The sequence below is a fragment of the Pseudonocardia lutea genome, from assembly GCF_042658055.1.
Lineage (GTDB): Bacteria > Actinomycetota > Actinomycetes > Mycobacteriales > Pseudonocardiaceae > Pseudonocardia > Pseudonocardia lutea.
The window spans coordinates 26,777-48,139 of record NZ_JBHSQK010000043.1 but is presented as its reverse complement, the minus strand read 5'-3'; the positions used below and the strand labels follow the sequence as shown (position 1 = coordinate 48,139).

Genomic DNA, 21,363 nt, shown 5'->3' with positions numbered 1-21,363 from the left:
TGGACACTAGTGCATCCCGGTGGTGTGGATCACCCTGGCGGGGCCCGCCGTCCCACTCCTCGACCCGCGAAGGACGTGATCCGGTGACCCAGACCGCCGAGCGCTACGTCGGCCGGAGCCTGCCGCGCAAGGAGGACGCGGCCCTGCTCACCGGCCGGGCCACCTGGACGGACGACATCACGCCCGCCGGGACGCTGCACCTGGCGATGGTGCGCAGCCCGGTGCCGCACGCCCGCATCACCCGGACCGACACGGCCGCGGCCCGAGCCGTCCCCGGCGTCGTCGAGGTCCTCACCGCCCGGGACGTCGACGGCGAGTTCGCCGCCGGCATCCCCTGCGGGTGGCCGGTCACCGAGGACATCAAGATCCCGGACCACCGGCCGCTCGCGGTCTCCGAGGTCAAGCACGTGGGGGACGGGGTCGCCGTCGTGCTCGCCACCAGCGCCGCCGCGGCCCGCGACGCGGCCGACCTGGTCGAGGTGGACTACGACCCGCTGCCGGCCGTCGTCGACGTCGAGGCGGCGCTCGAGCCCGGCGCCCCGCTGGTGCACCCGGAGCTGGGCACGAACCACTGCTACACCTGGCCGCTCGCGACCGGGGACGTCGACGCCGCGTTCGCCGCGGCGGACGTCGTGGTGGAGGGCCGCTACCTGCAGCAGCGGGTGATCGCCTCGCCGATGGAGCCGCGCGCGGTCGTCGTGGTGCCGGAGCCGGTCGGCGGGCGCTTCACGATGTACACCTCCACGCAGGTGCCGCACTTCGTGCGGGACATCCTGGCCGCGATCTGCGGGGTGCCGGACACCGCGCTGCGGGTCGTGGCACCGGACGTGGGCGGCGGCTTCGGCGCCAAGCTCAACGTGTACGCCGAGGAGGCCCTCGCGCTCGTCCTGGCCCGGCGCACCCGCCGGCCGGTGAAGTGGACCGAGACGCGCTCGGAGCACCACCTCGCCACCACCCACGGCCGCGGCCAGGTCCAGCGGATGGCGGTGGCCGCCACCCGGGAGGGCCGCATCCTCGGGATGAAGGTCGAGCTGCTCGCGGACATGGGCGCCTACCTGCAGCTGCTCACGCCCGGCATCGCGGTGTTCGGCGCGTTCACCTACTGCGGGCTCTACGACTTCGGCGCCTACTCCTTCACCTGCCGCGGCGTGTTCACCACGCTCACCCCGACGGACGCCTACCGCGGCGCCGGGCGCTCGGAGGCGGCCTACGCCCACGAGCGGATCATGGACGACCTGGCCCGCGAGCTGGACATGGATCCCGCGGAGCTGCGGTTGCGCAACCTGCACCCGAAGTTCCTGGAGCCGCGCACCGTGCCGTCCGGGGTGCTCTACGACTCCGGGGACTACGAGGCGTGCATGCGCAAGGCGCTCGCGCTCGTCGAGTACGAGGCGCTGCGCGAGGAGCAGGCGCGGCGGCGCGAGTCCGGCGACCCCGTCCAGCTCGGCATCGGCATCGGCAACTTCACCGAGAGCGGCGGGCTGTCGCCGTCGAAGGTGGCCGCCGGGGTCCGGCTGCAGTCCGGCGGCTGGGAGGCCGCCACGGTGCGCATGACCACCAGCGGCAAGGTCGAGGTCGTCACCGGTACCTCGCCGCACGGCCAGGGTCACGAGACGGCGTGGTCGCAGCTCGTCGCGGACGAGCTCGGCGTGCACCCGGACGACGTGGTGGTGCTGCACGGCGACACCGCGATCGCCCCGTTCGGCCGGGACACCTACGGCTCGCGCAGCCTGGCCGTCGGCGGCACGGCGGTGCACCTGGCCGCGGGCAAGGTGCTGGCCAAGGCGCACCGGATCGCCGCCCACCTGCTGGAGGCGGACGAGGCGGACGTCGAGTTCGTCGGCGGGCGGTTCTCGGTGGCCGGCACGTCCGGCCCGGGCGTGACGATCCAGGAGGTGGCCGGGGCGGCGTCGCTCGCGGCGGACCTGCCGGAGGGCATGGAGCCGAACCTCACCGCGGAGCACCACTTCGACCCGCCGAACTTCACCTGGCCCTTCGGCACGCACGTGTGCGTGGTCGAGGTGGACACCGAGACCGGCTTCACCCGGATCCGCCGCTACGTGGCCGTGGACGACTGCGGGCACGTGGTGAACCCGCAGATCGTGGAGGGACAGCTGCACGGCGGGATCGCGCAGGGCATCGGGCAGGCGCTCTACGAGCAGGCGGCCTTCGACGCCGAGGGGAACCCGACCACCGGCACCCTCGCCGACTACACCATCCCGTGCGCGACCGACCTGCCGTCCTTCGAGCTGGAGCAGACCGTCACGCCCTCGCCCACCAACCCGCTGGGCGTGAAGGGCATCGGCGAGTCCGGGGCCATCGGCTCCTCGCCGGCGGTCGTCAACGCGGTGATCGACGCGGTCGCGCACCTGGGCGTCCGGCACGTGGACATGCCCGCGACCCCGCAGGCCGTGTGGCGGGCGATCACCGGGGCGCGCGGGCAGACTCACTGACACACCTGCGACAACCCGACCGGGGAGGGAGAGCCGGCGATGGTGGCGATCAACTGCGACATGGGCGAGGCGTTCAGCATCTACCGCTGCGGCGACGACGAGGGGCTGATGCCCTACATCACGGTCGCCAACGTGGCGTGCGGCTTCCACGCGTCGGACCCGCGGGTGATGGCGCGCACCGTGGCGCTGGCCAAGGAGCACGACGTCAAGGTGGGCGCGCACCCCTCGCTGCCGGACCGGGAGGGCTTCGGCCGGCGCGAGATGAAGATGGAGCGCGACGAGCTGACGGCCGCGGTGATCTACCAGATCGGCGCGCTGGAGGGCTTCCTGCGGCGCGAGGGCATGGAGCTCAACCACGTCAAGCCGCACGGCTCGCTGTACGGCATGGCCGCCCGGGACCCGGAGGTGGCGGCCGCGGTGGCCGACGCCGCGGACGTGTTCGGCGTGCCGTTGATGGGCATGTCGGGCACGGTCCACGAGGAGGTCTGGGGCGCGCGCGACGCCGGGTTCCTCTCGGAGTACTACGCCGACCTGGACTACCGGGACGACGGCTCCCTGATCATCACCCGCGAGCACGAGGCGTTCGACCCGGAGACCTCCGCGCAGCGGGCGGTGCGGGCCGTCACCGAGGGCAAGGCCACCTCGGTGAACGGCAAGGAGCTGACCGTGCGCGCGGACTGCGTGTGCGTGCACTCGGACACCCCGAACGCCGTCGAGCTGGCCCGGGCGGTCCACGCCGCCCTCGAGCCCCACCTGTCCTGATCCCCGACCCCAGCAGGAGCGTGCAACGGTGGCCCGACACGAGGTCCGATCCCCGATCCCCGGCGTGTTCTACCGGCGTCCCGACCCCGGCAGCCCGCCGTTCGTCTCCGACGGCGACGAGGTCGGGGCCGACTCCCCGGTCGGCCTGGTCGAGGTCATGAAGTCCTTCCACCAGGTCCCGGCGGGCGCCGGCGGGCGGGTGGTCGAGTTCCTCGTGGAGGACGAGGACGAGGTCGACGCCGGGCAGGTCGTCGCGGTGGTGGAGAGCGGATGAGGACCCTGCTCGTCGCCAACCGCGGCGAGATCGCCGTCCGGGTGATCCGGGCCGCGCGGGACCTCGGGATCCGCACCGTGGCCGTCCACTCGAAGGCGGACGCGGACGCCCTGCACACCCGGCTGGCGGACGTCGCGGTCGCGATCGGGCCGTCGCCGGCGTCGAAGAGCTACCTGGTGGCGGACGCGATCCTGGGCGCGGCGAAGGAGACCGGGGCCGACGCGGTCCACCCCGGGTACGGGTTCCTCTCCGAGCGCGCGTCGTTCGCGGCCGCCGTCGCGGACGCCGGGCTGACCTTCGTGGGCCCCGACGCGGCGGTGATCGAACGCATGGGGGACAAGGTCGCCGCCCGCGAGGTCGCGCGGGCCGCCGGGGTGCCCACGGTGCCGGGCACCCCCGGCGGGGTCGCCGGCGTCGACGAGGCCCTGGCCGCCGCCGACGAGGTCGGCTACCCGGTGATGCTCAAGGCGGTCGCCGGCGGCGGCGGCCGCGGCATCCGCGTGGTGCAGGACGCCGACGCCCTGCGCGCCGCGTTCGGGCAGGCCTCGGCGGAGGCGGAGAAGGCCTTCGGCGACGGGACGATGTACCTGGAGCGGTTCGTGACCCGCGCCCGGCACGTCGAGGTGCAGGTGCTCGGCGACGGCACCGCGGCCGAGCACCTCTACGAGCGGGAGTGCTCGCTGCAGCGGCGCCGGCAGAAGCTGGTCGAGGAGGCCCCGGCCCCCACGCTCGCCGAGGACACCCGCCGGGGCATGACCGAGGCCGCGGTCGCGCTGTGCCGGGAGGTCGGCTACCGCAGCGCGGGCACCGTGGAGTTCCTGGTCGACGACGAGACCGGCGAGTTCTTCTTCATCGAGATGAACACCCGGATCCAGGTCGAGCACCCGGTCACCGAGCTGATCACCGGCGTGGACCTGGTCGCCGCGCAGCTGCGGATCGCGGCGGGGGAGCCGCTGTCGGCGGTGCTGCCCGAGGTCCCCGCGGTGCGCGGGCACGCCGTCGAGTTCCGGGTGCTCGCCGAGGACCCGGCCCGGGACTTCCTGCCGTCCCCGGGCAACGTCGGGCGGGTCGTGCTGCCCGCGGGCCCGTGGGTGCGCTGCGACACCTGGCTGGAGCCGGAGGCGGCGGTGCCGCCCTTCTACGACTCGCTGGTGGCCAAGGTCGTCGTGTGGGGCGCGGACCGGGAGGAGGCCCTGCGCCGGAGCCGCCGCGCGCTCGCCGAGTTCTCCGTCTCCGGCGTCCCCACCACGGCCGGGCTGTTCGGCGAGCTGCTCGACCAGGACTGGTTCACCGCCGGCCGGTTCCACACCGGGACCCTCGAGCGCTGGCTCGCCGAACGGGAGGAGAGCGCGTGAGCACCGCTGTGCAGCCGGCCCGCTACAGCTGGGGCGGCGACGAGTTCGTGTTCGTGGAGCTGGCCGAGGAGATGAGCCTGCAGGCCAACTTCCGAGCCATGGCGATCACCGCGGCGCTGCGCGACGAACGCCCGGACGGGCTGCTGGAGATCTGCCCCGCGAACGCCTCCTACCAGGTCCGCTACGACCCGGACGTGCTCGACCCGGGCAGCCTGCTCGAGCACCTCAAGGAGCTCGAGCGCAAGGTCGGCGACGCCCGGGGCGTGGCGCTGCCCAGCCGGGTGCTCGACATCCCGGTGCTCTACCGCGACCCCTGGACCACCGAGACGCTGCTGCGGTTCCGGGACCGCCACCAGGACCCGGACGCCACGGACATCGAGTACGCGGCCCGGATCAACGGCTTCGCGGACGTCGACGAGTTCATCGCCGCGCACTCCGGCTCGCCCTGGTTCACCTCGATGGTCGGCTTCGTGGCCGGGCTGCCGTTCAAGTACCAGATGGTGCCCCGGGAGCGGCAGATCCTGGTCCCGAAGTACCTGCGGCCGCGCACGGACACCCCGAAGCAGACCGTCGGCTACGGCGGCTGCTTCTCGTGCATCTACTCGGTGCGCGGGGCCGGCGGGTACCAGATGTTCGGCATCACTCCGGCCCCGATCTACGACCCGACCCAGACGCTGCCGGACTTCACCGAGTTCATGGTGTTCTTCCGCCCCGGCGACATCGTGAGGTTCCGGCCGATCGACCGCGAGGAGTACGACGCCGCCGTCGCCGAGGTCGAGGCGGGCCGCTTCCGCATCACCGCCCGCGAGGTCGAGTTCGCCCTGCAGCCCTTCCTCGACGATCCCGACGGCTACAACGCGCGCCTGCTGGAGGTGCTGGCATGAGCGGCACGATCGAGGTCCGCAAGCCCGGACTGGCCACGACCGTGCAGGACACCGGCCGCACCGGCTACTACCACCTGGGCATCCCGCCCTCGGGCGCGCTGGACCAGTACTCGTCGACGGCGGCGAACCTGCTCGTCGGCAACCCCGCCGGCGCCGCCGTGCTGGAGATGGTCTACATGGGGCCGGAGCTGCGCTTCACCGCGGCGGCCACGGTCGCGGTGGCGGGCGCCGAGATGGTCCCGAAGGTCAACGGCGAGGAGCGGCCGGTTTGGGAGTCGTTCCCGGTCGCCGAGGGGGACGTGCTCGACTTCGGCTACCTGCAGGCGGGGGCGCGGGCGTACCTGGCGGTGTCCGGCGGGATCGACGTGCCGGAGGTCCTCGGCAGCCGCTCCACCTACGGGCTCGGCGCCCTCGGCGGCCTCGACGGGCGCCCGCTCGCCGAGGGCGACGTCCTGCCCGTCGGCGGGGGGCCGGGGCGGCCCGGGCTGAGCGTGCCGGCCGAGCTGCGGCCGGCGTTCGGCAAGGAGGTCGAGGTCCGCGTGCTGATGGGGCTCTACGACCACCGGCTCACCGCCGCGGGGCGCTCGACCTTCCTCGACACCACCTGGACCCTCACCCCGGTCGCCGACCGGATCGGCTTCCGCTACGGCGGGGCCGAGCTGGAGACCGTCGAGCGGGAACCGCCGTTCGGCGCCGGGCAGGACCCGTCGAACATCGTCGACGCGCCCTACCCGATCGGCTCGATCCAGGTGCCGGGCGGGGTGGAGCCGATCGTGCTGCACCGCGACGCCGTCTCCGGCGGCGGCTACATGATGGTCGCGACGGTGCTCTCCGGTGACCTCGACGTCGTCGCCCAGTCGGCGCCGCGCACGAGGACCCGGTTCGTGGAGGTGGATCTCGACGGGGCCCTCGCCGCGCGCGCGGAGCGCCGCCGCCGGGTGGAGCGGCTGCGGGAGGCCCTCGCACCCTGACCGCGGCCGCGCTCCGGCCTACAGGAACCGCTGGTCCGCGGTCACCTTCGTCGAGGAGCTCCGGCCGCGGTGGGAGCCGCTCCCCTCGGCGGACTCCTCCGGCAGGACGTCGTGCTGGCTGGGGAGGAGGACGGTGTCCCGGTGGTGCAGGGCCAGGGACCGGGCGTAGCGCCGGGCGATGTCGGGCATCGGGGTGTCGGTGTCGCCCACCCCGAAGACCGTGCCTGCGTAGTCGAGCGGGCCCAGCAGCTCCCGGATGCGTTCGTGCTCCCCGGGGGCGACCAGCTCGGCCGGGTCCCCGCCCGCGAACCAGCCCATCGGCACGAAGGTGCCGGCCGGGACGCGTGTGTTGACGTGCACGACGGCGTGGAAGTCGATCTCCGCGCCGACCTCGACGCGGGCCCCGTTGAACACCACCGCCCCGGTCGCGATCCGGGTGTCCCCCTCGATCACGCAGCCGGTCAGGGACGCGTGCGGGCCCACGAGCACGTGGTCGCCGAGCCGGGCCGGGTGCCGTGCGACGCCACGGACCACGGCGTTCTCCATGATCACGCAGTGGGCGCCGATCTCGACCGGCCCGCCCTCCGCCGTGATCACCGCGCCGAAGAGGACCCGGCTGTGCGGACCGACGGTCACGTCCCCGCACAGCACCGCGTTCGGTGCGACGTAGGCGGACTGCGCCACGCGTGGGCTGTGCAGCCGGTGCCGGATGAACACCGCGTCGCGGCCCACGGGCGGCGGAAGCGGCTGGTACTCCTCGGCCATGTCGGTCTCCCCGTGTACGCGGGACGTGCCGGGGTCCACGCTGTGGCGGGCCCCGGCCGTGCCCTGCCGGTCCTCGCGCGGAGGGCGATTGTCCTCGGGTGCCCCGGGCCCCGACAAGGTGCGGACGGCACCCGGGACGGCACGGCCGGCGACGGGATCAGCAGGACCGCACCCCGGGCCCGACCGAGACCGCCGTCCGGTGCACGTACCCGCCGCCGTCGGCGCCGGAGACACGGAACCAGGTCTGGTTGTTGCCGAGGGCCTGGCCCTCCGTGGAGCAGAGGAGGTGCACGTAGGTGCCGGGCGAGAAGGGCCGGACGGGCACTGCCCGGTCCGACGGACCGGTGTACGAGATCGTCGGCACGCCGACCAGCCCGGTCGGGTCGGCGGGCTCGGTCGCCGCGGCCACAGCGGCCAGTCCGACGACGCCGACGGCGGCCAGTCCGGCGGCCGCCGCGAGGAGGTGACGCCTGGTCATCCGGGGGTCCCTTCGGTCGGTGGGCCCGGCGGGCACCGGGTCCTGGAGAAGGGTGCGGGCGGGCGCCCGCGACCGGGACCGGGTGAGCGGCGGAGGGCGCGGGGGACCCGCGGGTGCCCGACCGGTGGACCCGTGCGTCGGTCCACCGGCCGGCGGGTCAGTCCCGGCGGTAGGCGGGGGCGCGGTGCGGCGCCCGGCGCGGGCCGCTCTCCAGCAGGGGCCGGGTGCGGGGCGGGACGACGACGGAGAGCACGACCACGCTCGTCGAGCGCCCCACCGCCGGGGACCGGTTGAGCGCGAGCAGCGCCTCCTGCAGGTCCTCGTGCGAGGAGGCGGCGAGCCGGCAGAGCACGTCGGACGAGCCGGTGGTGGCGTAGGCCTCGAGCACGGCGGGCTGGGCGGCGAGCTCCGCGGCGACGTCCGCGAGCGCGCCCTGCGCGATCTCCAGGCTGACGAAGGCCTGGACGCCGTGCCCGGTCGCGGCGAGATCCACCTCCGGCCCGTAGCCGCGGATCACGCCCGCGCGTTCCAACCGGTCGAGGCGGGCCTGGACGGTGCCGCGGGCGACGCGCAGGGTGCGCGAGAGCTCGAGGACCCCGACGCGGGTGTGGTCGCGCAGGGCGGCGAGCAGGTCGACGTCGAGCGCGTCGAGTTCCATGCGGGCGGACTGTACAGCGGAGAGCCGGCGAGACCGCCCGGGATGAGCGGAACGGCCAGCTCCGCTCGGCGTGGTTGCCGGGATCCCGCCGACGGGGTGTCCTTGATGTGCAGCGCAGCCCGAGGAGGCCCGTCGTGAGCATCGACCACACCCTCACCAGTCAGGAGCGTCTCGCCGACCTGGACCTCGACCAGCTCCGCCGGCTGGTCGGCCTCGTCGAGTACGACCACGAGGGCGATCCGTTCCCCGTCACCGGCTGGGACGCCGTCGTCTGGGCGGTCGGCAACGCGACCCAGACCGCGCTGCACTACCAGCTCGTGTTCGGGATGGAGCTGGTCGCGTACTCCGGCCCGGAGACCGGCAACCGCGACCACCAGGCCTACGTGCTGCGCTCCGGCGCCGTCCGGTTCGTCTTCCAGGGCGGCGTGGACCCGGCCAGCCCGCTGCTCGACCACCACCGCCGCCACGGGGACGGCGTCGTGGACATCGCGCTCGAGGTGCCGGACGTCGACCGCTGCATCGCCCACGCCCGCGCGCAGGGCGCCACGATCCTCGTCGAGCCGCACGACGTCGTCGACGAGCACGGCACCGTGCGCACCGCCGCCCTCGCGACCTACGGCGAGACCCGGCACACCGTCGTCGACCGCTCCCGCTACACCGGCCCGTACCTGCCCGGCTACGTCGCCCGCACCGCGGACCACGCCGGACCCGAGGGCCGGCCCGAGCGGCTCTTCCAGGCCCTGGACCACGTCGTCGGCAACGTCGAGCTCGGCCGCATGGACGAGTGGGTCGACTTCTACAACCGGATCATGGGCTTCACGAACATGGCCGAGTTCGTGGGCGAGGACATCGCCACCGAGTACTCCGCCCTGATGAGCAAGGTGGTGGCCAGCGGCAACCACCGGGTGAAGTTCCCGCTCAACGAGCCGGCCGCGGGGCGGAGGCGGTCGCAGATCGACGAGTACCTCGACTTCTACGGCGGCCCGGGAGCCCAGCACCTCGCGCTGGCCACCGACGACATCCTCCGCACCGTCGACGTCCTGCGGGCCAGGGGGATCCGGTTCCTGCCCACCCCGGCCTCGTACTACGACGACCCCGCGCTGCGGGCGCGCATCGGTGAGGTCCGGGTGCCGATCGAGGAGCTGCGGTCGCGCGGGATCCTGGTCGACCGGGACGAGGACGGCTACCTGCTGCAGATCTTCACGAAGCCCCTCGGCGACCGCCCGACGGTGTTCTTCGAGCTCATCGAGCGGCACGGCTCGCTGGGTTTCGGGAAGGGCAACTTCAAGGCGCTGTTCGAGGCGATCGAGCGCGAGCAGGCCCGCCGCGGCAACTTCTGACGGCCCGCCGACGGAGTTCGGCGCGCAGCGGCTCACGGGAGCCGCCGAGGCCGTGCCGGAGGCCGGCTACGCCTGGCCGGTGAGCGCGCCCGCCAGCGGCCCGAGCGGCGGCGCCCACTCGCGGATGTCGGCGGAGGCGACCACGCCCGCCGTCGTGAACGGGTCCTTGTCCACGATTCCCTGCACCGCGGCCCTGTCCTCGGCGCGGAAGATCAGCAGCCCGCCGGGCGCCTCGCCGGGCGCCCACGCACCCGCGACGAGCAGGGTGCCGTCGTCGACGAATCCGCGCAGGTAGTCGCGGTGGGCGGGGCGGGTGTCGTCCCGCAGGGCGGTGTCGTCCGTGTAGGTGTAGAGGACGGCGAAGGTCGTGGCCATGTCGCCGATCCTCGCACGCGGCGCCGCCGGTGACTCCCGACCCGGTCGTCGGGGAGGACGGCCGCGTGCCGCGCGTACACCTCGCGTGGCGGGGAACCCCGCGAGATCGGCGGTCGTTGAGCGATCGTGCCCGTTTAGCCCGGAAGGTCCGGGTAGGGCGTGGACTGCCGTCGTACGTGGAGAAGGAGAACGCGAGTGGGCCTGTTCGACAAGCTCAAGGAGCGGTTCGCACCGTCCGGACCCGCCGGGCCCCAGGGCGGGTACGGGCAGGGCGGGTACGGGCAGGGCGGGTACGGGCAGGCCGGCTACGGGCAGGGCGGGTACGGCGGGTCGTCGCGGGCCGCGCAGGACCCGGACGAGGCGGCGATCGAGCGCTACCGGTACATGCTGCGCACCGCGCCGCCGGAGACGGTGGAGCAGGCCCACGCCGAGGCCTTCGCGAAGCTGACCCCGGAGCAGCGGCAGAAGGTGCTGGCCGAGCTGAGCGACCAGGTGCCGCCGGCGGAGCGCGCCACCTCGGACGACCCGCGGGCCCTGGCCCGCATGGCCACCCGCGCCGAGATGCGCCGGCCGGGCACGATGGAGCGCACCCTGGGCGGCGGCCGTGGACCGGGGATGGGCGGCATGATCGCCGGCACGCTGCTCGCCAGCGTGGCCGGAGCCTTCATCGGCACCGCGATCGCCGACGCCCTCTTCGACGACCCGGGCCTCGACGGCGATCTCGCCGCCGGCGCGGAGGAGCCCGTGGACGAGGGCGGGTTCGACGGCGGTTTCGAGGACGGCGGGGACTTCGGCGAGTTCTGACCGGCCCCCCCCGCGCCACAGCCGTGGAACCGGGGCCGGGCTCCGGCGGCGGCGATCACGGGTCGGAGGGTGGTCGGGGCCGGTCGGCGCGGCCCTCCGCCCGTGATCACGGGTCACCGCCGTCGTCCCTGCACGAGGGATGACGCGGGTGCCGGCCCCGGAAGGGCGATGCCACGAGGAACGCATCCAGCAGGCCGGCGCCCCGCTGCGCGGTGCAACGAGCGACTCCCGCCCCGGATACTGCGTCGTCCGGCTCGTCGACCGGACGGGGGACGCGCTCCGCGGACCCGTCGGCGTCCCGGCAGGTCGGCACCCCGGAGTCGCCCGGCACATTGACTGTGACGCCATCGTCAACAACGCTCCCCGGTGACGACGCCGTCGCGGTCCGGCCGCGCTCGACCGATTGCCGAGGTTCTGCCCAGCGTGTTCACCCGCCTCCTGATCGCCAACCGCGGCGAGATCGCCGTGCGGATCGCCCGCGCCGCCGCCGACCTGGGTGTGCCGACCGTCGCGGTCCACACGACCGACGAGCCGGACGCCCCGCACGTGGTGAAGGCCGACGCCGCCGTCGCGTTGCGGGGCGCGGGCGTGGCCGGCTACCTCGACGTCGACGACGTGCTGCGGGCCGCCGAGGAGGCCGGCGCGGACGCGATCCATCCCGGCTACGGGTTCCTCAGCGAGAACCCGCGGTTCGCCGAGGCGTGCGCGGAGCGCGGGATCGGGTTCGTCGGGCCGCCGCCGGAGGTCCTCACCGCGCTGGGCGACAAGACCCGCGCCCGCGCGCTCGCCGAGGCCGCCGGGATCCCGGTGCTCGCCGCCGCCGACCGCGACGGGGCGCACGCCCTGCTGGCCCGGACCGGCGCGGTCATGGTCAAGGCGGTCGCCGGCGGGGGCGGCCGGGGGATGCGCCGCGTCACCGACCCGGAGCAGCTCGACGAGGCGCTGGTCCGCTGCGCCTCGGAGGCCGGCGCGGCGTTCGGGGACGACCGGGTCTACGCGGAGGAGCTGCTCGCCCCCGCGCGGCACGTCGAGGTGCAGATCCTCGGCGACGGCACCGGCGCGGTCACCCAGCTCGGCGAGCGCGACTGCTCCGTGCAGCGCCGGCACCAGAAGATCGTCGAGGTGGCCCCGGCGCCCGGTCTCGACCCGCAGGTCCGGGAGCGGCTGCTGGCCGCGGCGGTGCGGCTGGGCGAGTCCGTGCGCTACGCCGGCCTGGGCACGGTGGAGTTCCTCGTCAGCGCCGAGCGCCTCGCCTTCATCGAGGTCAACCCGCGGCTGCAGGTGGAGCACACGATCACCGAGGAGGTCACCGGGGTCGACCTCGTGCAGACCCAGATCCGGCTGGCGGCGGGGGCCACGCTCGCGGAGCTGGGCCTGACGCAGGCGGAGGCGCCGCAGCCGCGGGGCGCCGCGCTGCAGGCCCGGATCACCCTCGAACACACCAACCCCGACGGCACCACCACCCCGTCGGCGGGCGTGCTCACCGTCTTCGAGCTGCCCACCGGCCGCGGCATCCGCGTCGAGGCCGCCGGCCACGCCGGCTACCGCACCAGCCCCCGCTACGACCCGCTGCTCGCCAAGCTCGTCGTGCACTCCTCGGACTTCGCGACCGTCGCCGCCCGGGCGCACCGGGCGCTGTCGGAGGTGCACATCGCGGGCGTGGGGACGAACGTCGACGTGCTCGCGGGGATCGTCGGGCATCCCGCCTTCACGGCCGGCGCGCTGAGCACCGACTTCCTCGACGCCCACCTCGCGGAGATCCTCGCCGCGCCCCGGCCGCGCCGCTACGTCGAGACGGCGGCCGAGGCGGGGCCGGAGCAGCGGCGGGAGGTCGACGGGGAGGCGGTCCGGGTCGAGGCGCCCGGCACGATCGTCGCCGTCGAGGTCGCCGAGGGCGAGGTCGTGCGGGCCGGCACGACCCTGGTCGTCGTCGAGTCGATGAAGATGGAGCACGTCGTGACCGCGCCCGCGGCCGGCCGGGTCGGCGCGGTCGTCGTCGCGCCGGGGGACACCGTCGCGCCCGGCGACGCGCTGCTCGCCTTCACGCCCGACGCCGCGGCGGCCGAGGAAGCCGCGGCCGGCGCCGTCGTCGACCTCGACCACGTCCGCCCGGACCTGGCCGAGGTGCGCGAGCGGCACGCCCTCGGGCTCGACGACCGCCGCGGGGCCGCCGTGGACAAGCGGCACCGCACGGGCCTGCGGACCGCGCGGGAGAACCTCGCCGACCTCTGCGACGAGGGCAGCTTCGTGGAGTACGGGCCGCTGGCCATCGCCGCCCAGCGGCTGCGCCGCTCGCTCGACGACCTGATCGAGCGCACGCCCGCCGACGGCATGCTCGGCGGCACGGCCACGATCAACCGCGACCTCGTCGGCGAGGAGAACGCCGATGCCGTCGTGCTGTCCTACGACTACACCGTGCTCGCCGGCACCCAGGGACACACCAACCACAAGAAGAAGGACCGCCTCTTCGAGCTCGCGGAGCGGCGGCGCTGGCCGCTGGTGATCTACGCCGAGGGCGGTGGCGGCCGGCCCGGCGACACGGACGGCAGCTGGGCCTCCATGCTCGACGTCCCGGCCTTCGAGCTCTTCGCCCGGCTCTCGGCGCGGGTGCCGCTGGTCGGCGTGGTCGCGGGCCGGTGCTTCGCGGGCAACGCCGCGCTGGCCGGGCTGTGCGACGTGATCATCGCGGTCGAGGGCGCGAGCCTCGGCATGGGCGGCCCCGCGATGATCGAGGGCGGCGGGCTCGGCGTGGTCGCGCCGGACGAGGTCGGGCCGATGTCCGTGCAGGCCGCCAACGGCGTGGTCGACGTCCTGGTGCCCGACGAGGCCGAGGCCACCCGCGTCGCACGGCAGTACCTGTCCTACTTCCAGGGCCCGGTGCGCGAGTGGGAGGCGCCCGACCAGCGCGCGCTGCGGCACGTCGTGCCGGAGAACCGGGTGCGGGTCTACGACATGCGCGCCGCGATCGAGGGCCTGGCCGACGTCGGTTCGGTGCTGGAGCTGCGCCGCGGCTGGGCCGCCGGCATGATCACCGCGCTGGTCCGCGTCGAGGGCCGGCCGATGGGCCTGATCGCGAACGACCCGACGCACCTGGGCGGCGCGATCGACCACGACGCCGCGGACAAGGCCGCGCGGTTCCTGCAGCTCTGCGACGCCTTCGGGCTCCCGGTGGTCTCGCTCTGCGACACCCCCGGGTTCATGGTCGGCCCGGAGTCCGAGACGCACGCGACCGTGCGGCACTTCAGCCGCATGTTCTCCGTCGGCGCCAACCTCTCGGTGCCGATCGGGCTGGTGGTCACGCGCAAGTGCTACGGCCTCGGGGCGCAGGCGATGATGGGCGGCTCGCTCAAGGCGCCGGCCTTCGCGGTGGCCTGGCCGACCGGGGAGTTCGGCGGGATGGGCCTGGAGGGCGCGGTGCGGCTGGGCTACCGCAAGGAGCTCGAGGCCGTCGCCGACCAGGCCGAACGGGAGGAGCTGTTCCGCAAGTACGTCGCGGCCGAGTACGAGAAGGGCAAGGCGCTGTCCGTGGCGACCGTCTTCGAGATCGACGACGTCATCGACCCGGCCGCGACCCGGCGCTGGATCGTCTCGTCGTTCCCGGAGCGGAAGGTGGGACCGCAGCCGGAGAAGGTGCGGCCGAACATCGACACCTGGTGAACCGGGCCGGCACGGTTGCGCCCGCTCGGTAGCGTGGGCGCGGTGACCGACCCGACGCTGGGCGAGCTGACGGTCGGTGTGGAGGGCCTGGCGCTGCTGCGCCTGCTCCACGCCGACGACCCGGGGGCGGCCCAGGTCGCCCGGGCGGCCCGGATGGCCGAGACCCGGGAGGTGCTCGGACGGCTCGGGCGGGAGCCGTCGCTGCGGGGGCCGCTGGGCGTCGAGCTCGACCTGCGCGAGGGGTACGCGCGGTGGGCCGCGACCTACGACGGCCCGCTGCGGCTGTTCTCGATCGAGGAGCCGCCGGTGCGGCGCCGGCTCGACGCCTGGCCGGCCGGCGAGGTGCTCGACGCCGCGTGCGGGACGGGCCGCCACGCCGTGCGGCTGGCCGAGCGGGGGCACACCGTCGTCGGGGTCGACCAGTCCGCGGCCATGCTGGAGCGGGCGCGGGCCAAGATCCCCGCCGGCCGGTTCCTCGAGGGCACGCTCACCGACCTGCCGCTGCCCGACGCGTCCGTCGACGCCGCCGTGTGCGCATTGGCGCTGGTCCACGTGCCCGACCTGGCCCCGGCCGTCTCCGAGCTGGCGCGCGTGGTCCGGCCGGGCGGCCGCATCGTGATCAGCGACGTCCATCCGTTCCTGGTGCAGCTGGGCTGGCAGGCGCAGTTCCCGGTCGGGGAGGCCCGGGCGTTCGTGCGGCTGCACCGGCACCGGGTCACGGACTACGCGGCGGCCGCGCTGGCGGCGGGGCTGGTCGTGTGCGGGGCCGAGGAGCCGGCCCTCACCCCCGAGGCCGCCCTGACGCCGACCGCGGAGCTCGTGCCGGAGGCGACGCGGGCCGCCTACGTCGGCCTGCCCGGCGTGGTCGTCTGGGAGTTCGCCCGCCCCTGACGCCCCGCCACGCCGGCTGCCCGACGTCCGCTCCCGCCGCCCCGAAAGCGCCCGCCTGCCCGGTGGCTCAGCCCTGCTCGCCGCGCATCCGCCAGGCGTCGACCACCAGCTCCTCCAGCCGCTCCGGCGTGACCCGCTCCAGCCGCACCATCACCAGCGGCAGCCCGTCGTAGCTCGGGACGGTGAAGAACAGCTCGGGCTCGCCCAGCAGCAGCGCCTGCTTCTCGGCCTCGTCCCCGACGTAGAGCACCGCCACGTCCGTGCGGATCACCCGGCGCCGCCCCGGCAGCCGCTCCGGATAGGACCAGACGAAACCGCGCCCGCCCACCCGGAAGTCGAACCCGTCGCTGTCGATCTCCTCGACGCCCGTGAGCGAGAGCGCCAGCCGGCGCACGTCCTCCGCGTCAGCCACCGCCCCTCCTGCGCACGCCGGGAGCGTAGCGGGCAGGACCGACATCTCCGGCACGCCGAGAGCCCGCTCCTCGACCCTGCGGATCACCCCCGGGGCGGTGCGGTGGTCGCGCGGACGACGAGGTGGGGTGGGACCACCTGTTCCCGCTCGGAGGCCGGGGCGGTGTCCTCGAGCCGGGCCGTGGCGCGGGCGACGGCGAGGGCCGTGAGCCGGTCGGTGTCCTGGGCGACCGTGGTGAGCGCGACGTGGGAGAGCCGGGCCAGGCTGCTGTCGTCGAATCCGACCACGGACAGGTCGCGCGGCACGGAGAGCCCGCCGCGGCGGAGGACGTCGAGGACACCGGTGGCGCAGCGGTCGTTGAACACGGTGACCGCGGTGGGCCGCGGTGCGGCCGCGAGCAGGGTCCGGGCCGCGGCGGCCCCCTCGTCCTCGGTCAGCCCGCCGGGCAGGACCCGCTCCTCGGCGTCGAGGCGGTGCCCGCGCAGGGCCTCGCGGTAGCCGCGGCGGCGCTCGGCGGCGCCGGGGGCGCGGCCGCCGTCGACGTGGGCGATGCGGGTGTGGCCGAGCTCGACCAGGTGGTCGACGGCGAGGTGCAGGCCGGCGGCGTCGTCCGTGCGCACGACGTCCACGGCGCGGCTCCGGACGGCGCGGGCGACCACGACCACCGGCATCCGGGCCGCGAGCTCGGCCAGGTCCGAGGTCGGCAGCTGGGGGCCGAGCAGGATCAGCGCCTCGCACCGGTCCTGCAGCAGGCTCGCGACGGCCCGGCGTTCGTCCCGGCCGGGGGTGACGGCGCTGAGCGCGAGCTCGTACCCGGCCGGGTCGGACGCGGTGTACAGGCCGCTGACCAGGTCGCCGTGGAAGGGGTGCTGCACGCCGAACACGACGCCGATCAGCCGGCTCCGGCTCCGGCGCAGCAGCCGGGCCCGGAGGTCGGGCCGGTAGCCCAGCTCCTCGGCGGCCCGCCGCACCCGCTCCCGGGTCGCCGCACTGGCCCCGGGGGCGTCGCGCATCACGATGGACACCAGGGGGACGGACACTCCGGCGCGGGCGGCGACGTCGGCGAGGGTCGTGCGGCGACCGCCGGCCGGCCCGGACGCGTCCGTCATGCGCGCGAGTCTAACCCGCGATTCCTAGAACGTTATAGCAGCGCATCGTTGACGGGCGGCGCCGGCCGACCGCATACTCCCGTCGCTATAACGTTCTAGTTCGCGGTGTCGTGCGACCCGAGGGGGAATGGATGAGCCAGGTCGACGAGGGTGCACCAATCGGTGTGGCCCTGATCGGATCGGGTCGCATGGGCGCATATCACGGGGAGACGCTGGCGCGGCGGCTGCCCGGCGCGCGGCTGGTGGCCGTCGCGGACCCGGCTCCCGGAACCGCCGAGACGCTCGCCGCCGAGTGGGGTGCGCCCTCGGCCTTCGCCGACCCGGCGGAGGCGTTCGCCGACCCGGCCGTCGCCGCCGTCGTCATCGCCGCGCCGGCCCGCTTCCACGCGGAGTTGATCGTCGCGGCGGCGCAGGCCGGCAAGGCGGTCTTCTGCGAGAAGCCGGCCGCGCCGGCGTTGGCCGACCTGGACCGGGCGATCGACGCCGTCCGCGCGGCCGGGGTGGTGCTGCAGGTCGGGTTCAACCGGCGCTTCGCCCCGGACTGGGCCGCCGCGCGGGCGCTGCTCGACCAGGGCACGCTGGGCACGCCGCGGCTGCTGCGCTCGGTCACCCGCGACCCCGGCGGCTTCGACCCGGCCCGGGTCCCCGCGGGCACCATCTTCAACGAGACCCTGATCCACGACTTCGACACGCTGCGGTTCCTCAACCCCGGCGCCGAGGCCGTCGAGGTCTACGCCATCGCGGACGCCCTCGTCGAGCCCACCTGGCGCGACCGCGGCCTGCTCGACACCGCCGTTGTCACGGTGCGGTTCGACAACGGCGCGACCGGTATCGCCGAGGCCTGCTTCCAGGCCGCCTACGGCTACGACGTCCGCGGCGAGGTGTTCGGCTCCGGCGGCATGGCCACCCTGGGCGACGGGCGCCGCACCGGTATGGTCTTCTCCGGCCCGGCCGGCCGGGTGATCGACACCGCCCGCAGCGACCAGGAGCTGCTCGCCGGCGCCTACGTCGCCGAGCTGGCCGCCTTCGTCGACGCCGTGCGCACCGGCGCGCCGGCGCCGGTCGGCGGGGAGGACGCCCGCGCCGCGCTCGCCATCGCCACGGCCGCGGCCCGGTCGGTCCGCGAGCACCGCCCCGTGACGATCGCCGAGGTGGCCGAGTGAGCGGGGCCGACACCGGCAGCACGTACCGGCTCGCCGTCTCCGCGGAGATGGTGTTCCTCGACCTGCCGATCGAGGAGCGCGTCCGGCGGATCGCGGACCTCGGGTACGAGGTCGAGATCTGGGACTGGACCCGCAAGGACGTCGCCGCCCTGGCCGCGACGGGGGCGACGTTCTCGTCGATGACCGGCTACGTCACCGGCACCCTCGCCGACGCGGACGGCGCCGAGGAGCTGCTGCGCACCGCGGAGCAGTCGCTGACGGTGGCCGAGCAGCTCGACTGCCTGCGGCTGAACCTGCACGGCACCGGCCTCGACGACCGGGGCCTGCCCGTCGTCGCCGCCCCGGTCGTCACCCCGCAGATGTGGCTGACCGCCGCGCGGACCCTGACCCGGCTCGCCGGGCTGGGCGAGCGGGCCGGGCGGGTGTTCACGCTGGAGAACCTCAACACCGCCGTCGACCACCCCGGCGTCCCCTTCGCCACCGCCGCGGACACGATCGCCCTGGTCGAGGCCGTCGACAGTCCGCACCTGCGGCTGAACCTGGACCTCTACCACGCCCAGATCGGCGAGGGGAACCTCGTCGCACTCGTCGAGCGCGCCCTGCCGCTGGTCGGGGAGATCCAGGTCGCGGACGTCCCGGGTCGCTGCGAGCCCGGCACCGGCGAGATCCACTACCCGGCCGTCGCCGCCGCCCTGGACCGGCTCGGTTACCCCGGCGTCGTCGGGCTCGAGGGCTGGGCCTCCGGCGATCCCGACCGGGCGCTCGACCGGTTCCGCGACGCCTTCACCGTGCGCCGCTGACCCCGTCCGGCCGCGGCGCGCCCGCATCTTGTGTCCGGGCGCGCCGCCGAGGTGAGGCGTCAGTCCTCGGTGACGCTCAGGGGCCGGTCGTGGCCCCCCAGGACGAGCGCGATCACCAGCCCCACCACTGCGCTCGCAACACCGAGGACGGCGAGGGCGCCCTGCAGCCCGCCGACCCCGGCGCCGACCGCGGCCAGGACGAGCGGGCACAGGAACTCGCCGAGGAACAACACGCCCGTCCACAGGCCGGTGCCGCGGCCGCGCCGGTCGAAGCTGAGCCGGTTGACCGCCCACGTCAGCAGCGTCGGCAGCAGCATCCCGGTGTCGAACCCGGTGAGGACGACGCCGACGGTGATCACGACCGGCGAGACGGTGGCGAACACGAGCACCAGGCCGACCGCCGACAGCCCGAACTCCAGTGGGAGGAGCCGTACAGCCGCGGAGCAGATGGGCTCAGCCAGCCGGCGGTGTCCGCGATGCGGTTCACCGCGAACACCCCGGCCGCGCGCTGACCCGGGGCCCGGCCGCACGGCTCACGGCAGCGAGGTCGACGTGCGCCCGGACCTCGCCCGTGAGCCGGGGCCAGAGGGCCTCCGGCAGGTCGTGCCCGACGCCCGGGAGGACGACCAGCCTGGCCGCCGGGACCGCCCGCGCGACGGCGCGGGCGGCCGACGGCCGGACGACGGGGTCCTGCGCCCCGTGGAGCACGAGGGTGGGTGTGCGCAGGTCGGCCAGCCGCCCCCCGCTCCACGGGGCAGCCGTCTGCCGCCCTTGGGCGGCCGCATCGTCGAAGCCGCCGCCCCCGGAGGCCATCTCGCGCTCGACGGTGCGGCGCGCGGCGGCCTCGTCGAACGGGTAGCCGGGCGAGGAGATCCGCCGGGCCAGCGCGATCCCCGCGCCGACGCGGCCGTCGTCGGTGTCGGGCACCTCGAGGCGCGACGCCCAGGCCACGAAGCCGAGCCGGACGTGGCGGAGCTGCGCGAGACCCCGTGCGTCGCTTGGGCATGGCCCCGGACACCGTGATGCTCCGGATCCGGTCCGGGTGGCGGAGCGCGATCCGTTGCGCGAGCAGGCCTCCCAGCGAGTGACCGAACAGGTTCGCGCTCTCCCACCCCATCGCGTCGAGCACCGCGACGGCGTCGTCGGTCATGTCCTCGGCGTACCGCGTGCTCATCGGCTCCCCTCCGCGGTCGTCGTTCGCGGACACTCTGCCTGCCGGAGCTGCGGCGCGTCCTCCGCGGTGTGCCGGACCCCGACCTCGAGCGGTCCGGGCGGCGGTGCCCCGGCCGCGCTCACCCGACGAGCGGCCGCAGGACCCGGTGGGCCCACTCGGCGAGGCCGGTCGGGGTCGTGGTGAGCACGGAGCGGGACGGGTCGGGGACGTGGCCGCGGGTGCCCGCCGTCATGCCGACGATCCCCTCGACGGCGGCCGCGCCGAGGCCCGCCGCGCGGAGGGCGGCGCGGACCTCGTCGTCGGAGAGGCGGTGGTACGCCACGGGTCGGCCGAGCACCTCGGTGAGGATCCCTGCGACCTGGGTGGAGGTCAGGTCCTCGGGCCCGTGCACGCCCTGGACCACCCGGCCCGCCCAGTCGCGCGCGAGCAGCCGGGCCGCGGCGACCTCCCCGATGTCCCGCGGGTCCACCCACGGCACGGGTTCCTCCGGGTCGCGGGTACCGGTGAGGACGCCCTGCCGCAGCCCGTCGAGGTCGAGGAGCAGGTTCGTGAAGAAGTAGCCGCAGCGCAGGTGGGTGACCGCGGCCCCGGTCGCGTCGAGCAGCTCCTCGATGCGGGCGAGCCCGTCGATGTGCCCGGCGCCGGACCGCAGCTCGGCGCCGACGCTGCTCAGGAAGACGTTGCGGCCGACCTCGCGGGCGGCCTCCGCGAACACCTCGCCGAGCGCGGCGGACTCCTTCACCGGGTCGTCCGCGGTGTGCGGGGTGACGTCGAGCCAGAACGCGGCCTCCGCCCCCGCGGCCGCCTCGCGCACGAACCCGGGATCGGTGAGATCGCCCTGCCGCACGTCGGCGGCGGCCCGGACGGCGGGATGCAGCCGCGCCGGGTCGCGGACGAGCAGGGTCGGACGGGTCCCGGCCTGCAGCAACAGCGGCACGACCCGGCTGCCGACGTGGCAGGTGGGAGCGGTGACGACGATCCGTTCGGTCATCTCGCCTGCCTACGCGGGAACCATGACAGGTCCGGTCAGGGACCGCG

21 protein-coding genes and 1 pseudogene are annotated in these 21,363 nt (G+C 75.2%); 12 read left to right on the top strand and 10 right to left on the bottom strand.

Features of this window, described 5'->3' with window-relative positions:
• The first annotated feature begins 83 nt into the window (after positions 1-83).
• Genes ACFQH9_RS17485 through ACFQH9_RS17460 form a run of 6 tightly spaced genes read left to right on the top strand, consistent with a single transcriptional unit; the run spans position 84 to position 6,699 of the window.
• Positions 84-2,453, top strand: a complete 2,370-nt coding sequence (locus tag ACFQH9_RS17485; RefSeq protein ID WP_379567206.1) for a xanthine dehydrogenase family protein molybdopterin-binding subunit — start codon at positions 84-86, stop codon at positions 2,451-2,453.
• A 39-nt stretch (positions 2,454-2,492) separates the two neighbouring features.
• On the top strand, positions 2,493-3,215 hold the full coding sequence (locus tag ACFQH9_RS17480; RefSeq protein ID WP_379567205.1) for a LamB/YcsF family protein: 723 nt from the start codon (positions 2,493-2,495) through the stop codon (positions 3,213-3,215).
• A 28-nt stretch (positions 3,216-3,243) separates the two neighbouring features.
• Complete coding sequence (locus tag ACFQH9_RS17475; protein WP_379567204.1) at positions 3,244-3,489, top strand: acetyl-CoA carboxylase; 246 nt, start codon at positions 3,244-3,246, stop codon at positions 3,487-3,489.
• Positions 3,486-4,844, top strand: coding sequence for an acetyl-CoA carboxylase biotin carboxylase subunit (locus ACFQH9_RS17470; protein WP_379567203.1), 1,359 nt, complete (start codon positions 3,486-3,488; stop codon positions 4,842-4,844). Before ACFQH9_RS17475 ends, ACFQH9_RS17470 begins: the two co-directional genes overlap by 4 nt.
• Positions 4,841-5,728, top strand: a complete 888-nt coding sequence (locus ACFQH9_RS17465) for a 5-oxoprolinase subunit B family protein (protein ID WP_379567202.1) — start codon at positions 4,841-4,843, stop codon at positions 5,726-5,728. The genes ACFQH9_RS17470 and ACFQH9_RS17465 overlap by 4 nt, the downstream gene beginning before the upstream one ends.
• Complete coding sequence (locus ACFQH9_RS17460) at positions 5,725-6,699, top strand: 5-oxoprolinase subunit C family protein (RefSeq protein WP_379567201.1); 975 nt, start codon at positions 5,725-5,727, stop codon at positions 6,697-6,699. The genes ACFQH9_RS17465 and ACFQH9_RS17460 overlap by 4 nt, the downstream gene beginning before the upstream one ends.
• 18 nt (positions 6,700-6,717) lie before the next feature.
• On the opposite strand, the gene ACFQH9_RS17455 is transcribed toward ACFQH9_RS17460, so the two are convergent.
• From ACFQH9_RS17455 to ACFQH9_RS17445, 3 genes are all read right to left on the bottom strand, one after another.
• Positions 6,718-7,464, bottom strand: a complete 747-nt coding sequence (locus ACFQH9_RS17455) for a gamma carbonic anhydrase family protein (protein WP_379567200.1) — start codon at positions 7,462-7,464, stop codon at positions 6,718-6,720.
• 157 nt (positions 7,465-7,621) lie between these two features.
• Entirely contained in the window at positions 7,622-7,942 is a 321-nt protein-coding gene (locus tag ACFQH9_RS17450) for an immunoglobulin domain-containing family protein (protein ID WP_379567199.1), read from the bottom strand.
• Positions 7,943-8,099: 157 nt separating this feature from the next.
• The gene (locus tag ACFQH9_RS17445) at positions 8,100-8,600 is read right to left on the bottom strand and encodes an Lrp/AsnC family transcriptional regulator (protein WP_379567198.1); all 501 of its coding nucleotides are present in this window, start codon (positions 8,598-8,600) and stop codon (positions 8,100-8,102) included.
• Positions 8,601-8,734: 134 nt separating this feature from the next.
• Between ACFQH9_RS17445 and hppD the strand changes: the two genes are divergently transcribed.
• The gene (gene hppD, locus ACFQH9_RS17440; RefSeq protein WP_379567197.1) at positions 8,735-9,940 is read left to right on the top strand and encodes a 4-hydroxyphenylpyruvate dioxygenase; all 1,206 of its coding nucleotides are present in this window, start codon (positions 8,735-8,737) and stop codon (positions 9,938-9,940) included.
• Between the two features lie 66 nt (positions 9,941-10,006).
• Here hppD and ACFQH9_RS17435 read toward each other — a convergent pair whose 3' ends face one another.
• Entirely contained in the window at positions 10,007-10,315 is a 309-nt protein-coding gene (locus ACFQH9_RS17435; protein WP_379567196.1) for a YciI family protein, read from the bottom strand.
• A gap of 195 nt (positions 10,316-10,510) precedes the next feature.
• On the opposite strand from ACFQH9_RS17435, the gene ACFQH9_RS17430 reads away from it, so the two are divergent.
• From ACFQH9_RS17430 to ACFQH9_RS17420, 3 genes are all read left to right on the top strand, one after another.
• Positions 10,511-11,119: a hypothetical protein gene (locus tag ACFQH9_RS17430; RefSeq protein WP_379567195.1), complete on the top strand. Its 609-nt coding sequence runs from the start codon at positions 10,511-10,513 to the stop codon at positions 11,117-11,119.
• Positions 11,120-11,542: 423 nt separating this feature from the next.
• Positions 11,543-14,776 carry an acetyl-CoA carboxylase family protein gene (locus ACFQH9_RS17425; protein ID WP_379567194.1) on the top strand — a complete coding sequence of 1,078 codons (3,234 nt, stop codon included), beginning with the start codon at positions 11,543-11,545 and terminating at the stop codon, positions 14,774-14,776.
• Between the two features lie 42 nt (positions 14,777-14,818).
• On the top strand, positions 14,819-15,667 hold the full coding sequence (locus ACFQH9_RS17420; protein ID WP_379567193.1) for a class I SAM-dependent methyltransferase: 849 nt from the start codon (positions 14,819-14,821) through the stop codon (positions 15,665-15,667).
• Positions 15,668-15,734: 67 nt separating this feature from the next.
• Here ACFQH9_RS17420 and ACFQH9_RS17415 read toward each other — a convergent pair whose 3' ends face one another.
• Both ACFQH9_RS17415 and ACFQH9_RS17410 read right to left on the bottom strand, forming a co-directional pair.
• Positions 15,735-16,079 carry an MmcQ/YjbR family DNA-binding protein gene (locus ACFQH9_RS17415; RefSeq protein WP_379567192.1) on the bottom strand — a complete coding sequence of 115 codons (345 nt, stop codon included), beginning with the start codon at positions 16,077-16,079 and terminating at the stop codon, positions 15,735-15,737.
• Positions 16,080-16,162: 83 nt separating this feature from the next.
• Complete coding sequence (locus tag ACFQH9_RS17410) at positions 16,163-17,188, bottom strand: LacI family DNA-binding transcriptional regulator (protein WP_379567191.1); 1,026 nt, start codon at positions 17,186-17,188, stop codon at positions 16,163-16,165.
• A gap of 131 nt (positions 17,189-17,319) precedes the next feature.
• Between ACFQH9_RS17410 and ACFQH9_RS17405 the strand changes: the two genes are divergently transcribed.
• Positions 17,320-18,351: a Gfo/Idh/MocA family oxidoreductase gene (locus ACFQH9_RS17405; protein WP_379567190.1), complete on the top strand. Its 1,032-nt coding sequence runs from the start codon at positions 17,320-17,322 to the stop codon at positions 18,349-18,351.
• Positions 18,348-19,151 carry a TIM barrel protein gene (locus tag ACFQH9_RS17400; RefSeq protein WP_379567189.1) on the top strand — a complete coding sequence of 268 codons (804 nt, stop codon included), beginning with the start codon at positions 18,348-18,350 and terminating at the stop codon, positions 19,149-19,151. The genes ACFQH9_RS17405 and ACFQH9_RS17400 overlap by 4 nt, the downstream gene beginning before the upstream one ends.
• A gap of 59 nt (positions 19,152-19,210) precedes the next feature.
• Here the strand turns inward: ACFQH9_RS17400 and ACFQH9_RS17395 are convergent, their stop codons facing one another.
• From ACFQH9_RS17395 to ACFQH9_RS17380, 4 genes and pseudogenes are all read right to left on the bottom strand, one after another.
• On the bottom strand, positions 19,211-19,681 hold the full coding sequence (locus tag ACFQH9_RS17395; protein WP_379567188.1) for an MFS transporter: 471 nt from the start codon (positions 19,679-19,681) through the stop codon (positions 19,211-19,213).
• Positions 19,635-20,102: an alpha/beta fold hydrolase gene (locus ACFQH9_RS17390; protein WP_379567187.1), complete on the bottom strand. Its 468-nt coding sequence runs from the start codon at positions 20,100-20,102 to the stop codon at positions 19,635-19,637. Before ACFQH9_RS17390 ends, ACFQH9_RS17395 begins: the two co-directional genes overlap by 47 nt.
• 67 nt (positions 20,103-20,169) lie before the next feature.
• Positions 20,170-20,325: pseudogene (locus tag ACFQH9_RS17385) on the bottom strand (alpha/beta fold hydrolase); the annotation flags it as partial.
• A gap of 118 nt (positions 20,326-20,443) precedes the next feature.
• Positions 20,444-21,316, bottom strand: a complete 873-nt coding sequence (locus ACFQH9_RS17380) for an NmrA family NAD(P)-binding protein (protein ID WP_379567186.1) — start codon at positions 21,314-21,316, stop codon at positions 20,444-20,446.
• Between the last annotated feature and the right edge of the window lie 47 nt (positions 21,317-21,363).

What these genes read in the sequence shown, in the direction of transcription:
- ACFQH9_RS17445 (WP_379567198.1), bottom strand. Translation starts at nt 8,600, where the DNA reads ATGGAACTCGACGCGCTCGACGTCGACCTGCTCGCCGCCCTGCGCGAC.
- ACFQH9_RS17460 (WP_379567201.1), top strand. Translation starts at nt 5,725, where the DNA reads ATGAGCGGCACGATCGAGGTCCGCAAGCCCGGACTGGCCACGACCGTG.
- ACFQH9_RS17480 (WP_379567205.1), top strand. Translation starts at nt 2,493, where the DNA reads ATGGTGGCGATCAACTGCGACATGGGCGAGGCGTTCAGCATCTACCGC.
- ACFQH9_RS17450 (WP_379567199.1), bottom strand. Translation starts at nt 7,942, where the DNA reads ATGACCAGGCGTCACCTCCTCGCGGCGGCCGCCGGACTGGCCGCCGTC.
- ACFQH9_RS17470 (WP_379567203.1), top strand. Translation starts at nt 3,486, where the DNA reads ATGAGGACCCTGCTCGTCGCCAACCGCGGCGAGATCGCCGTCCGGGTG.
- ACFQH9_RS17435 (WP_379567196.1), bottom strand. Translation starts at nt 10,315, where the DNA reads ATGGCCACGACCTTCGCCGTCCTCTACACCTACACGGACGACACCGCC.
- ACFQH9_RS17455 (WP_379567200.1), bottom strand. Translation starts at nt 7,464, where the DNA reads ATGGCCGAGGAGTACCAGCCGCTTCCGCCGCCCGTGGGCCGCGACGCG.
- ACFQH9_RS17380 (WP_379567186.1), bottom strand. Translation starts at nt 21,316, where the DNA reads ATGACCGAACGGATCGTCGTCACCGCTCCCACCTGCCACGTCGGCAGC.
- ACFQH9_RS17405 (WP_379567190.1), top strand. Translation starts at nt 17,320, where the DNA reads ATGAGCCAGGTCGACGAGGGTGCACCAATCGGTGTGGCCCTGATCGGA.
- ACFQH9_RS17410 (WP_379567191.1), bottom strand. Translation starts at nt 17,188, where the DNA reads ATGACGGACGCGTCCGGGCCGGCCGGCGGTCGCCGCACGACCCTCGCC.